Below are 13195 nucleotides of genomic sequence, written 5' to 3'. Positions count from 1 at the left end.
GTGAGATGTGGGTTATTTCAAATGAAACCTGATGGATAAATTCTGAATTTTTCGTGCTTCCGCCAGATTATGGATGCGGATTGCAGTGTCAAGCCCGTCTGCATCCCGCTATACTGCTGATTACTTGAAGGAAAAAGTGATCATATCGCGGGGGATTTATGCTTCTCGAACGTGTGGAAATTGTCGGGTTTCGCGGTATTAACCGCCTGTCGCTGCAGCTGGAGCAGAACAACGTCCTGATCGGCGAGAACGCGTGGGGTAAGTCCAGCCTGCTGGATGCATTGACGCTACTGCTTTCGCCCGAAGACGATCTGTATCACTTCGTCCGCGACGATTTCTGGTTCCCGCCCGGCGACGTAACGGGGCGCGAGAAGCATCTGCATATCATCCTGACGTTCCGCGAATCCGAGCCCGGACGTCACCGCGTGCGTCGCTTCCGCCCGCTGTCACCCTGCTGGGTGCCTTGCGATGACGGTTTCCACCGGATTTTCTATCGGCTGGAAGGCGAGATGGCGGAGAACGAAGGGGTACTCACCCTGCGTGATTTTCTCGATGAGAAAGCCAACCCGATCCCGCTGGACAATATCGACGATCTGGCCCGTCACCTGATCCGCCTGACGCCGGTGTTACGCCTGCGCGATGCGCGCTTTATGCGGCGTATTCGTAACGGAACCGTACCCAATATGCCGGAAGTGGAAGTCACCGCCCGCGAGCTGGATTTTCTGGCCAGAGAGCTGGTGTCGCGTCCGCAGAATCTGACCGATGGTCAAATTCGTCAGGGATTGTCCGCAATGGTGCAACTCCTGGAGCACTATTTTTCCGAGCAGGGCACGTCGGAATCGCGCCACCGTCTGATGCGCCGCCGCTCTCATGATGAGCAGCGAAGCTGGCGTTACCTCGACATCATTAACCGGATGATCGACCGGCCCGGCGGTCGCACCCATCGGGTGATTCTGCTGGGGCTGTTTTCAACGCTTCTGCAGGCCAAAGGCACCGTTCGTCTGGACCGGGACGCCAGGCCGCTGCTGCTGGTGGAAGACCCGGAAACGCGCCTGCATCCCATCATGCTCTCCGTGGCCTGGCATCTGCTGAACCTGCTGCCGCTCCAGCGCATCACGACCACCAATTCTGGGGAGTTATTATCCCTGACGCCCGTAGAACACGTCTGTCGCCTGGTGCGTGAATCCGCCCGCGTCTCCGCTTTCCGGCTTGGGCCGGGCGGTTTGAACGCGGAAGACGGGCGGCGCATCGCGTTTCATATTCGCTTTAACCGGGCGTCGTCGCTCTTTGCCCGCTGCTGGCTGCTGGTGGAGGGGGAGACGGAAACCTGGGTCATCAACGAACTGGCGCGCCAGTGCGGCCACCATTTTGATGCGGAAGGCATTAAGGTGATCGAATTCGCGCAGTCGGGATTAAAGCCGCTGATAAAATTTGCCCGCCGGATGGGGATCGAGTGGCACGTGCTGGTAGACGGTGATGAGGCGGGTAAAAAATATGCCTCGACCGTGCGGAGCCTGCTGAATAACGAGCGCGAGGAAGAGCGCGACCATTTAACCATGCTGCCCGCGATGGACATGGAACACTTTATGTATCGCCAGGGGTTCGACGACGTCTTTCACCGAATTGCCATGGTGCCGGTCGATGTCCCGATGAACATGCGGCGGGTGATCGCCAAAGCGATTCACCGTTCGTCAAAACCGGATTTAGCCATTGAAGTGGCGACAGAAGCTGGCAGGCGGGGCGTGGAGGCGGTACCGACCCTGCTGCGGAAGATGTTCTCCCGCGTGCTGTGGCTGGCACGCGGGAAAGCGGATTAGCGCTGGGTCGCCTGTTTCACCTGCTGAATCAGGCTATCCAGCAGTTCGTAGCGGCGGCGATATTCGGAACGTTTTTTGCTGGCAATCTCTTCCATCGGTTTACGCGGCATGACGAGCGGCAGCATAAAGTTACCGTTGTCCTGCTTTTCACCGCCGATGGAGATCCAGAAACTGTCGTAGTCGGCCAGCAGTTTGCCCTCTTTTTTCTTGCGGTAGCGCCAGCTGCGATAAATATGGGTATCGTTACTGACGGCGACAATCTGTTCTACCGGGAACGCGGCGCCGAGCGTCATTGCGGCCTCGACCAGCAGACGTTTCGGGAACAGACCGTGGCAGGCTTTTGTCGCTCCCTGGATCAGCTCATGGGGAACATGCGCTTTTGCGCCCTGCAAACCGCCAATGAACAGCGTTGATTTTCCCTCAAACTGGCACAGCGTAAAGGTCATCTCCGCCAGCGCCGTATTTTGACTGTCACAGAAAACGAGGGTAGCTTCTCCCTCTTTATCCATAAACGCGTCGGCACACAGGCGGACGGTAAATTGCTGTTCATCTTTTCCGGTTAAGGTCAGCAGAGTCACGCCCTGCTTTGAAAGGTAACCTTGAGTCAGCGTCGCCGGCAGCTGGCGGCACATCATCTGATAGTGCCAGGACAGCGATTCCAGCGCACGCTGTCGATCCATATTGACCGTCAGCCACGGACGATGAAGGCGGCACGGCAGCCCCGGCTGAACCTGGAGCATTTGCATCAGGTGCGGATGTTTCGCAAGATCAGACAGCAGGCGAGCGGTGCTGAGCGGTGTCGCCAGTGAACGCAGCATGAACTTACGTCGGTAGGCGGTTTTTTCCCATGCCAGCCCGGGTGCGATCTCACCAAAAGCCAGGTTTTTGAAGAGTTGCCAGCCGGTTTTTGGCTGCGGCAGGTTTGAAAGTGATGTATCGACGATAGAAGACATGGTAGATCCTGATCCTTTTGGAATATCGCTATTTCAACAGGGGAAATGTCAACGTCTCGTAAACAAATTAGGGCGATTTCGGAGAACAGGGGTTTCGTTGAGGAGTCGTTTAGATAGAATCAACATTTATAATTGCCAGAACATTTATTTGGAATATTTATGAACCTCAAGGGAAAACGCAGAACGCTGTTTCTGCTGCTGGCGGTCGCGGTTTTAGCCGGTGGGTACTGGCTATGGCAGGTGCTGAATGCGCCGGTGCCGCAGTATCAGACGCTGATTGTTCGCCCGGGCGAACTGCAGCAAAACGTCCTCGCGACGGGCAAGCTTGACGCGCTGCGCAAGGTTGACGTCGGCGCTCAGGTCAGCGGCCAGCTGAAAACGCTGTCGGTTGAGATTGGCGACAAGGTGAAAAAAGGCCAGCTGCTCGGCGTTATCGATCCTGAGCAGGCTGAGAACCAGCTCCGCGAGGTGGAAGCTACGCTGATGGAGCTGCGCGCGCAGCGTGCGCAGGCGCTGGCAGAACGTAACCTGGCTCAGGTAACGCTGACCCGTCAGCAGGCGCTGGCCAAAACCCAGGCTATTTCAAAACAGGATTTAGATACTGCCACCACTGAACTGGCGGTGAAACAGGCGCAAATTGGCACGATTGACGCGCAGATCAAACGCAACCAGGCCTCGCTGGATACGGCAAAAACCAACCTCGACTACACCAAAATTGTCGCGCCGATGGCGGGCGAAGTCACCCAGATCACCACGCTGCAGGGCCAGACGGTGATTGCCGCGCAGCAGGCGCCGAACATTCTGACGCTGGCGGACATGAGCACTATGCTGGTCAAAGCCCAGGTCTCAGAGGCGGATGTGATCCATCTTAAGCCGGGGCAGAATGCCTGGTTTACGGTGCTTGGCGACCCGCAGACGCGCTACGAAGGCGTGCTGAAAGACATTCTGCCGACGCCGGAAAAAGTTAACGACGCTATCTTCTACTATGCCCGCTTTGAGGTGCCAAACCCGCAGGGCGTGCTGCGTCTGGACATGACCGCACAAGTGCATATCCAGCTGACCGGCGTGAAGAACGTGCTGACCATTCCGCTCTCTGCGCTCGGCGAGTCCGCCGGGGAGAGCCGTTATAAAGTGAAAGTGCTGCGCAACGGCGAAACGCGCGAGCGCGAGGTCGTGATCGGCGCGCGCAACGACACCGACGTGGTGGTGGTGAAAGGTCTGGAAGAGGGCGAGGAGGTTGTTGTCAGCGAAAGCCTGCCCGGAGCCGCTAAATGACGGCGCTGCTTGAACTGAATAACATTCGTCGCAGCTATCCGTCAGGCGACGGTCCGGTGGAGGTGCTGAAGGGCATCTCCCTGCGCGTGGAAGCGGGCGAGATGGTGGCGATTGTCGGGGCATCGGGTTCCGGTAAATCGACGCTGATGAACATTCTCGGCTGTCTGGATAAACCGACCAGCGGTACCTATCGCGTGGCCGGGACGGATGTCTCCACGCTGGGCGGCGACGCGCTGGCGAAGCTGCGCCGGGAACATTTCGGCTTTATCTTCCAGCGTTACCATTTGCTTTCTCACCTGAATGCGGCGCAGAACGTGGAAGTGCCTGCGGTGTATGCGGGCGTCGAGCGGAAAAAGCGGCTTGAGCGCGCGCAGATGCTGCTGACGCGTCTGGGGCTGGCGGAGCGGGTGGAGTACCAGCCCTCGCAGCTGTCCGGCGGCCAGCAGCAGCGCGTGAGTATTGCCCGTGCGCTGATGAACGGCGGGCAGGTGATCCTCGCGGATGAACCGACCGGGGCACTTGACAGCCATTCCGGCGAAGAGGTGATGGCGATCCTTCACCAGCTTCGCGATCAGGGCCACACTGTCATCATTGTTACCCACGATCCGCAGGTGGCGGCGCAGGCGGAACGCATTATTGAGATCCACGACGGCGAGCTGGTCAGCAATCCGCCGCCGCGTGAGTCCAGGGCAGCGGCGCCGAAAGAAGCGCTGCCGGCATCAACCGGCTGGGGGCAGTTCTCCAGCGGCTTTCGCGAAGCGCTGACCATGGCCTGGCTGGCGATGGCGGCCAATAAAATGCGCACCCTGCTGACGATGCTCGGCATCATTATCGGTATCGCCTCGGTGGTGTCGATCGTGGTGGTGGGCGACGCGGCGAAGCAGCTGGTGCTGGCCGATATTCGCGCCATTGGCACCAATACCATTGACGTCTATCCCGGCAAAGACTTTGGCGACGACGAGCCGCAGTATCAGCAGGCGCTGAAATACGACGATCTGGCGGCGATTCAGAAGCAGCCGTGGGTGAACTCCGCCACGCCTGCGGTTTCGCAGAACCTGCGTCTGCGCGTGGGCAATGTTGACGTGGCCGCCAGCGCTAACGGCGTCAGCGGAGACTACTTCAACGTCTACGGCATGACCTTCAGCGAAGGCGCTACCTTCAACGCCGAGCAGCTGGCGGGAAGGGCGCAGGTGGTGGTGCTGGACGCGAACTCGCGCAGGCAGCTCTTCCCAAACAAAGCCAACGTGGTGGGCGAAGTGATTCTGGTCGGCAACATGCCTGCCACTGTCATCGGCGTGGCGGAAGAGAAGCAGTCGATGTTTGGCAGCAGTAAGATCCTGCGCGTCTGGCTGCCCTACACCACCATCTCAGGGCGGATTATGGGGCAGTCATGGCTCAACTCCATCACCGTACGCGTGAAGGAGGGCTACGACAGCGCGCTGGCCGAACAGCAGCTTGAACGGCTGTTAACCCTGCGCCACGGGAAGAAAGATTTCTTCACCTGGAATATGGACGGCCTCTTGAAAACGGCGGAAAAGACCACACGTACTCTTCAGCTGTTCCTCACGCTGGTGGCGGTGATCTCGCTGGTCGTCGGCGGCATCGGGGTGATGAATATCATGCTGGTGTCGGTCACCGAACGTACCCGGGAGATCGGCATTCGCATGGCGGTCGGGGCCCGGGCCAGCGACGTGCTGCAGCAGTTTTTGATTGAAGCGGTGCTGGTGTGTCTGGTTGGCGGGGCGATGGGCATTGCGCTCTCGATGATGATCGCGTTTGCGCTTCAGCTCTTTTTACCCGGCTGGGAGATTGGCTTCTCGCCGGTTGCCATTATCACCGCATTTTTGTGTTCGACCTTTACCGGCATTTTGTTTGGCTGGTTGCCCGCACGCAACGCGGCGCGGCTGGATCCGGTGGACGCGCTGGCTCGGGAATAACCCGAAAATAAAAATGCCAGCTGATCGGGCTGGCATTTTGACTGCGGGATGTACACAATAAAACAGAGAGCTATGCAACCGTCTCTGCTTCAACGGGTACGATTAGGCTGGCATGATTGCCTTTTGGTCCCTGATGTACATCGAACCGGACGGACTGCCCGGCTTTGAGCGTTCTGTAACCATCCATCTGAATGGTGGAATAGTGAGCGAAGATATCCTCGCCGCCGCCTTCGGGGCAGATGAAGCCAAACCCTTTGGCGTTGTTGAACCACTTAACAGTACCCATTTCCATGCTTCGACATCCTTCGTAAATCTTATAAGTTAAGATGGAATGAACCGGTGGTGGAGTGGGGGCTGTTCAAAACCTCGCCATCTCACGCTTGTACAATTTAGAGAAACGAAAGAAGTCGTCAAGCGTTTGGCGCTGGAGATGGGACAATAATCAACCAAAGTTTGAAGCAGTTAACGCTATTGCAACAGTTTGTGACAGACATCGCGGATGACAGTAATAGATGATTGTTATCTAACATCTGAGGTAGATTCAAAGTGGTTATGCATAATGGGTAAGACCAACGATTGGCTGGATTTCGACCAGCTGGCGGAAGACAAAGTGCGCGACGCGCTAAAACCGCCATCTATGTATAAAGTTATGTTAATGAACGATGATTACACGCCGATGGAATTTGTTATTGACGTGCTACAAAAGTTCTTTTCTTATGATGTAGAACGTGCAACGCAACTGATGCTTACCGTTCATTATCGTGGCAAAGCTATCTGCGGCATCTTCACAGCCGAAGTGGCGGAAACCAAAGTGGCGATGGTGAACGACTATGCGAGGGAGAACGAGCATCCGTTGCTGTGTACGCTGGAAAAGGCCTGATAAGGCATAAAATTGGGGGAGGTGCCTATGCTCAATCAAGAACTGGAACTCAGTTTAAACATGGCTTTCGCCAGAGCGCGTGAGCACCGACATGAGTTTATGACCGTCGAGCATTTACTGCTCGCACTGCTTAGCAACCCATCTGCCCGCGAAGCGCTGGAAGCCTGCTCCGTGGATCTGGTGGCGCTACGTCAGGAACTCGAAGCCTTCATCGAACAAACCACACCGGTGCTGCCAGCCAGTGAAGAAGAGCGCGATACGCAGCCGACGCTCAGCTTCCAGCGCGTGCTGCAGCGCGCGGTATTCCACGTCCAGTCTTCCGGGCGTAGCGAAGTGACTGGCGCAAACGTCTTAGTCGCCATCTTCAGCGAGCAGGAGTCACAGGCTGCCTACCTGCTGCGCAAACACGAAGTCAGCCGCCTCGACGTGGTTAACTTTATTTCTCACGGAACGCGCAAAGACGAGCCTAACCAGGCATCGGATTCCAGCAATCAGGTCAATAACAATGAAGAGCAAGCAGGCGGGGAGGATCGTATGGAAAACTTCACCACCAACCTTAACCAGCTTGCTCGCGTTGGCGGTATCGACCCGCTGATTGGTCGCGATAAAGAGCTGGAGCGCGCGATCCAGGTGCTGTGCCGTCGCCGCAAGAACAACCCGCTGCTGGTGGGTGAGTCAGGCGTGGGTAAAACCGCGATTGCCGAAGGGCTTGCCTGGCGCATTGTGCAGGGCGACGTGCCGGAAGTGATTGCCGACTGCACCATCTACTCGCTGGATATCGGCTCGCTGCTGGCGGGCACCAAATACCGCGGTGATTTTGAAAAACGCTTCAAGGCGCTGTTGAAACAGCTGGAGCAGGACACCAACAGCATCCTGTTTATCGATGAGATCCACACCATCATCGGCGCAGGTGCGGCCTCCGGTGGCCAGGTAGATGCCGCGAACCTGATCAAACCGCTGCTCTCCAGCGGCAAGATCCGCGTGATTGGCTCCACGACCTACCAGGAGTTCAGCAACATCTTTGAGAAAGACCGTGCGCTGGCGCGTCGCTTCCAGAAAATCGACGTGACCGAGCCGTCCGTCGAGGAAACGGTGCAGATCATCAACGGCCTGAAGCCGAAGTATGAAGCGCACCACGACGTGCGTTACACCGCGAAAGCGGTACGTGCGGCGGTGGAGCTGGCGGTGAAATACATCAACGACCGTCATCTGCCGGATAAGGCGATTGACGTGATTGATGAGGCAGGGGCGCGTGCGCGCCTGATGCCGGCCAGTAAGCGTAAGAAAACCGTCAACGTGGCGGATATTGAGTCCGTGGTGGCCCGCATCGCGCGTATCCCTGAGAAGAGCGTTTCTCAGAGCGACCGCGACACGCTGCGCACCCTCGGCAATCGCCTGAAAATGCTGGTCTTTGGTCAGGATAAAGCCATTGAGGCCTTAACCGAAGCAATCAAGATGGCCCGCGCCGGGCTGGGGCATGACCACAAGCCTGTCGGTTCCTTCCTGTTCGCTGGCCCGACCGGCGTGGGGAAAACCGAGGTGACGGTTCAGCTCTCCAAAGCGCTGGGCATTGAGCTGCTGCGCTTTGATATGTCCGAGTATATGGAGCGTCACACCGTCAGCCGTTTGATTGGTGCGCCTCCGGGCTACGTGGGCTTTGACCAGGGCGGCCTGCTCACCGACGCGGTGATCAAGCATCCGCACGCGGTCCTGCTGCTCGATGAAATCGAGAAAGCGCACCCGGACGTGTTCAACATCCTGCTGCAGGTGATGGACAACGGGACGCTGACCGACAACAACGGGCGCAAGGCGGACTTCCGCAACGTAGTGCTGGTGATGACCACCAACGCCGGGGTGCGTGAAACCGAGCGTAAATCCATCGGCCTGATCCACCAGGATAACAGCACCGATGCGATGGAGGAGATCAAGAAGATCTTCACGCCGGAGTTCCGTAACCGTCTGGACAACATTATCTGGTTCGATCACCTGTCTACCGAGGTGATCCATCAGGTTGTGGACAAGTTCATCGTCGAGCTGCAGGTTCAGCTGGATCAGAAAGGCGTGTCGCTGGAAGTGAGCCAGGAGGCCCGCAACTGGCTGGCCGAGAAAGGCTACGACCGTGCGATGGGTGCCCGTCCGATGGCGCGCGTGATTCAGGACAACCTGAAGAAACCGCTGGCGAACGAGCTGCTGTTTGGCTCGCTGGTGGACGGCGGTCAGGTGACCGTGGCGCTGGACCAGGCGAAGAACGAACTGACGTATGATTTCCAGAGTGCGGCGAAGCACAAGCCGGAAGCGGCTCACTGAGTTAAACGTTAATGTTAAAAACCGGGCATTTGCCCGGTTTTTTTATGCCTGCCAAGGTAAAAACAAAACGACAACAGTATTGTCGTTTCTAGTGTTTTCTCCCTCTCCCTGTGGGAGAGGGCGGGGGTGAGGGCATCAGGCCGCAGAGGAATTTTGCGAGGCGCTTTCCAGTTTCTTTCGAAGTCAGTTGCTGGATAAATCTACAGTAATAAAATGGCGGCGCACCTGCAAAATCAGGTGCCGGGATTGGCGTCCTGATTACACACATATGGAAAGATGTTGCTCACAGCAATGTCACTGGTTTCGTTCACTCTTTTGTTAGCTGCGGTATAATCCGTACCTTCAAATATGGTGGGCTGAACCGGGGCTTCTTTTGAAGCGCCGATTTTCCATATGGTCGGTACGCCAAACCGGTTCAGTCTGCCACCCGAAGTTGGCGTTTCTGGTGGTAGTTTTCAGCATCTAATATGGAAATTATGATTATGGAAAACCAGTCTATCTCCCAGCTTTATAGCGAACTCTCCCTCAACCCCGATCTCCCAACCCTTGCAGAGCGCTGCAAACTGCTCACTGAAATCCTCCTCGACTGCACATCACTCCCACAAAAGCAGCCCGTCTGCCGCTGCCTGGGTGCGTATCTGGAAGAAATGAAAGCTGGCCTCACAGAATCAATGCGTGATTTTCAGGTGGTGGAATTTGAGGACGACGCGGAACAACCGAGACAAAAAGAGTGGCTGCTGGAAGATACCGAAACAAAGTGTGACTACTGCCGGGCGTTAAACCACGTACTGCTGGTATCGCATTTTGACCGCGAAATGTTGCCGCACCTGACTGGATTACTCCACGACATGGCTCATTCTATGGCCGCAGATGTCGTTGCACCTCAAAGTGCAAAAACGGTAATTCACATTATTTCCTGACGTCGATCCGAGGCGTCGGGTGAGTTCCTCTGACGCCAAATGGATTAATCTTCGGAAAAGTGGGTGTTACAGGAAGATGTTAATAACTTTTGATGACAATAAAATAGTGCAGTTCGCTGCCGTACAGCTCGCGTTATGTAGCCCTTAACTGCCTGAATTTTCCTTTATCTGTTGGTTATAAATACAGCCAAGACCCACTAAATGCTGGCTCACTACCCGCGCCCCAAAGTTATGACACTGTAATGACCATGGATGGGATTTCAGCCAGACAGCAAATGCAGTGCAGGATGCAAGTGAAATCAACGCGGGTTCCGCTGTACTTTGCTGTCCGGTCAGCAGGCCAATCATCTTGCATATCTCGCCATTATCCCAACGCTGCCACACATTTTTCCACCATCCCATTTTCCAGCTACCAGTAAGGCAAAATGCTTTGTCAGAGAGGTTGGCGTTTTCAATATTTTCAGACACAAACCAAAGATCGGTTTTCCCAAGTCGGACTTCTGTTGACCAGGCCGTTATAGCCCCGCCGCGCAAAACGCACTCGTGGGCGAGATAATGATCGGTTACACCCGGGAAGCGTCGTTTTAATCGCTGGAAATGACTGTGTATGGTAATGACAGGACGAACCATGCTTCCCCGGTCGTTTCGCTTAAGCTCGGCACTACCGTACTGAATTTCATCAAATTGGCTCCGTTTAAGAAATTGCATCTCTTGCTCCCGAATAAGATCGGTATCGCTCGACGGTAGTATCGAAGAAGGGAAAGACTTAGAACCCTGATAGAGCAACGAATCACCTGCCTTCCAGTCGCAATAGTTGGTTGTTATTTGAATAATTTTGCCGGAGTCAGCATCGGCACTGATCACAACATACAGTTTCTGCCTGGCAGAATGACCCTGAAACGGTATAACCATTGTGGTCGTTGACACCCTTGTTAGCGCAGGGAGCGAAACATGCAGATCGTGTTCGAAACCGTTAACCGCTTGCGCAAGGACCCTTTTGTTTGTCGTTTCACCAGAGTGCACCCCTTGTTCGAGCTGGGAAAGAAGGGTGATATTTTTATTCAGGCCTACAGCATTGTCATAGTGTGGAGTAAATACATAACGGCAGGTACAACATTGAAAGCGGGGGGTTCTGGCTTTTGTGTATCCATAGCGAATGATGTGAGCTGTAAAACAGCGGGGACAACCTTGTCCTGTATGTCCTAATTTTCGTTGCATGAATTGACTGAACCACTCGTCACATTCTTTTGTATTAAACAGTGGAGGAAGACTGCCACATTTTTGACATTCAAGTGCAGCGTAGCCCAGACGATAAACAGGAAAAACATAATCACTCGCATCTGGTATTCCGAGATTTGGACATGACCAGCTTTTACAAACATTGAGATCTATTTTTGGAGCGGATTCCATGTGCTTCACCAACTGATTCTGTTAGTCGTAAATTTTCGCGTCTCCCTTTTCCATATGTCGTGAGAAGGTTCACAAAATCTGTTTTTTGCTAATCGATAATGAAATTCTTTCTTTAATTCGAGAGTTAAAAAATGAAAAAAACAGTAATCGCGGTTTTATTACTATCGGGATATGCTTCGCTAAGTCCAGCGCAGGACGTTACCGTCATTTATACCAATGACCTGCATGCACATGTTGAGCCCTATAAACTCCCTTATGTTGCAGAAGGTAAAAGAGCTGTCGGTGGCTTCGCAAACATTGCAACTTACGTTAAGCAAGAAAAGCAAAAGAATAAGGCTACTTTTTATTTCGATGCTGGAGATTACTTTACCGGCCCGTACATTAGCAGCCTGACAAAAGGACGGGCAATCATAGATATTATGAATACAATGTCATTTGATGCTGCGTCTGTCGGCAATCATGAGTTCGACCATGGTTGGGATAATACGCTGATACAGCTCAGTCAGGCTAAATTCCCGATACTGTTAGGGAACGTGTTTTATAAAAATAGTAATGTCCTTTTCTGGAATAAGCCGTATACCATCATCGAAAAGGATGGCGTTAAAATTGGGGTCATTGGGTTGCATGGCGTATTCGCTTTCGATGATACCGTTTCATCGTCAATGCGTCAGGGTATTGAAGCGCGTGACGAGGTGAAATATCTCCAGCGTTATCTGGATGAACTACGTGGAAAAGTAGATATAACCGTTGCACTCATGCATGAAGGTTTCCCTGCACGCCAGTCCAGTATCGGCAATACTGATGTCAAACGCGCCCTTGATAAGGATATCCAGACGGCGAAGCAGGTGAAAGGACTGGATATTCTGATTACCGGACATGCGCATGTTGGAACGCCGGAGCCGCTTAAAGTAGGTAACACGCTGGTGCTTTCGACTGACAGCGGTGGGATTGATATTGGTAAGCTGGTCCTGGATGTGGATCTAAAAAAACATCACAACAAAATAAAAAGCTTCGAACTTAAAACCCTTTACGCTGATGAATGGAAACCCGATCCGGCAACTCAGAGTGTTATTGATAGCTGGAATAAACAGCTCTCCGAAACGGTTCGCCAAAAAGTTGGAGAGACGCCTGTTACGCTTACGCGCGCCTACGGAGAATCATCTTCGCTGGGCAATTTATTTACCGATGCAATGCTTGCTGCTGCGCCTGATGCGCAACTGGCGCTCACTAATTCAGGTGGTCTGCGGGCTGATTTGAATGCCGGTCCGATAACCCTCGGCGATGTTATCAGCGCGTTTCCGTTTCCAAATGAGCTTACCGTAATGGATTTGAATGGGAAATCCTTACGAAATCTTATGGAGCACAGTGCGTCACTCACTAACGGTGTTTTGCAGATGTCGAAAGGACTGGAGATGCGCTACGACCAACATAAACCTGTCGGACAACGCGTTGTACTATTTACGCTTAATGGCAAGCCAATTGTAGACTCTGAAACCTATCGCGTAGCGACAAATAGTTTCCTTGCTCCTGGTGGCGATGGCTTTACTGCATTCATTGATGGTCAGAACAAACAGGTAAAAGGTGGATATAACCTTTCCAATGCGGTTATTGATTATCTGGTGAAAGGAAATAAGATCATTCCCCAACAGGTGAATGAGATGCGAGTAAAAGAAGTTACACAGTAATAATTAACAAC

At 54.0% G+C, this 13195-nt stretch carries 10 protein-coding genes; 7 read left to right on the top strand and 3 right to left on the bottom strand.

Annotated elements, in window-relative coordinates; genetic code table 11:
• The first annotated feature begins 158 nt into the window (after positions 1-158).
• Positions 159-1817 carry an ATP-dependent endonuclease gene (locus SPH27_RS07105; protein WP_182072874.1) on the top strand — a complete coding sequence of 553 codons (1659 nt, stop codon included), beginning with the start codon at positions 159-161 and terminating at the stop codon, positions 1815-1817.
• On the opposite strand, the gene SPH27_RS07100 is transcribed toward SPH27_RS07105, so the two are convergent.
• Positions 1814-2770, bottom strand: a complete 957-nt coding sequence (locus SPH27_RS07100; protein ID WP_182072873.1) for a VirK/YbjX family protein — start codon at positions 2768-2770, stop codon at positions 1814-1816. The genes SPH27_RS07105 and SPH27_RS07100 overlap by 4 nt on opposite strands.
• A 159-nt stretch (positions 2771-2929) precedes the next feature.
• Here SPH27_RS07100 and macA point away from each other — a divergent pair, with 159 nt between their 5' ends.
• Positions 2930-4045 carry a macrolide transporter subunit MacA gene (macA, locus tag SPH27_RS07095; protein WP_322435620.1) on the top strand — a complete coding sequence of 372 codons (1116 nt, stop codon included), beginning with the start codon at positions 2930-2932 and terminating at the stop codon, positions 4043-4045.
• Positions 4042-5982 carry a macrolide ABC transporter ATP-binding protein/permease MacB gene (gene macB / locus SPH27_RS07090; RefSeq protein WP_182072872.1) on the top strand — a complete coding sequence of 647 codons (1941 nt, stop codon included), beginning with the start codon at positions 4042-4044 and terminating at the stop codon, positions 5980-5982. Before macA ends, macB begins: the two co-directional genes overlap by 4 nt.
• 70 nt (positions 5983-6052) lie before the next feature.
• On the opposite strand, the gene cspD is transcribed toward macB, so the two are convergent.
• The gene (cspD, locus tag SPH27_RS07085) at positions 6053-6274 is read right to left on the bottom strand and encodes a cold shock-like protein CspD (protein WP_006809408.1); all 222 of its coding nucleotides are present in this window, start codon (positions 6272-6274) and stop codon (positions 6053-6055) included.
• 267 nt (positions 6275-6541) lie between these two features.
• Here cspD and clpS point away from each other — a divergent pair, with 267 nt between their 5' ends.
• The 3 genes from clpS (at position 6542) to SPH27_RS07070 (ending at position 10089) form a co-directional block, all read left to right on the top strand.
• Entirely contained in the window at positions 6542-6862 is a 321-nt protein-coding gene (clpS, locus tag SPH27_RS07080) for an ATP-dependent Clp protease adapter ClpS (protein ID WP_006174393.1), read from the top strand.
• Between the two features lie 27 nt (positions 6863-6889).
• Complete coding sequence (gene clpA, locus SPH27_RS07075) at positions 6890-9169, top strand: ATP-dependent Clp protease ATP-binding subunit ClpA (protein ID WP_008499992.1); 2280 nt, start codon at positions 6890-6892, stop codon at positions 9167-9169.
• Between the two features lie 467 nt (positions 9170-9636).
• Positions 9637-10089, top strand: coding sequence for a hypothetical protein (locus SPH27_RS07070; RefSeq protein WP_182072871.1), 453 nt, complete (start codon positions 9637-9639; stop codon positions 10087-10089).
• 144 nt (positions 10090-10233) lie between these two features.
• Here the strand turns inward: SPH27_RS07070 and SPH27_RS07065 are convergent, their stop codons facing one another.
• Entirely contained in the window at positions 10234-11508 is a 1275-nt protein-coding gene (locus tag SPH27_RS07065; protein WP_207168029.1) for an IS1 family transposase, read from the bottom strand.
• A gap of 122 nt (positions 11509-11630) precedes the next feature.
• On the opposite strand from SPH27_RS07065, the gene SPH27_RS07060 reads away from it, so the two are divergent.
• Complete coding sequence (locus tag SPH27_RS07060; RefSeq protein WP_182072869.1) at positions 11631-13184, top strand: bifunctional metallophosphatase/5'-nucleotidase; 1554 nt, start codon at positions 11631-11633, stop codon at positions 13182-13184.
• Positions 13185-13195 lie beyond the last annotated feature (11 nt).

The sequence above is a fragment of the Enterobacter sp. A103 genome, assembly GCF_034427535.1.
Taxonomy (GTDB): Bacteria; Pseudomonadota; Gammaproteobacteria; order Enterobacterales; family Enterobacteriaceae; genus Enterobacter; species Enterobacter asburiae_B.
This window is presented reverse-complemented; position numbering and strand designations above follow the sequence as displayed.

What these genes read in the sequence shown, in the direction of transcription:
- SPH27_RS07105 (WP_182072874.1), top strand. Translation starts at nt 159, where the DNA reads ATGCTTCTCGAACGTGTGGAAATTGTCGGGTTTCGCGGTATTAACCGC.
- SPH27_RS07100 (WP_182072873.1), bottom strand. Translation starts at nt 2,770, where the DNA reads ATGTCTTCTATCGTCGATACATCACTTTCAAACCTGCCGCAGCCAAAA.
- macA (WP_322435620.1), top strand. Translation starts at nt 2,930, where the DNA reads ATGAACCTCAAGGGAAAACGCAGAACGCTGTTTCTGCTGCTGGCGGTC.
- macB (WP_182072872.1), top strand. Translation starts at nt 4,042, where the DNA reads ATGACGGCGCTGCTTGAACTGAATAACATTCGTCGCAGCTATCCGTCA.
- cspD (WP_006809408.1), bottom strand. Translation starts at nt 6,274, where the DNA reads ATGGAAATGGGTACTGTTAAGTGGTTCAACAACGCCAAAGGGTTTGGC.
- clpS (WP_006174393.1), top strand. Translation starts at nt 6,542, where the DNA reads ATGGGTAAGACCAACGATTGGCTGGATTTCGACCAGCTGGCGGAAGAC.
- clpA (WP_008499992.1), top strand. Translation starts at nt 6,890, where the DNA reads ATGCTCAATCAAGAACTGGAACTCAGTTTAAACATGGCTTTCGCCAGA.
- SPH27_RS07070 (WP_182072871.1), top strand. Translation starts at nt 9,637, where the DNA reads ATGGAAATTATGATTATGGAAAACCAGTCTATCTCCCAGCTTTATAGC.
- SPH27_RS07060 (WP_182072869.1), top strand. Translation starts at nt 11,631, where the DNA reads ATGAAAAAAACAGTAATCGCGGTTTTATTACTATCGGGATATGCTTCG.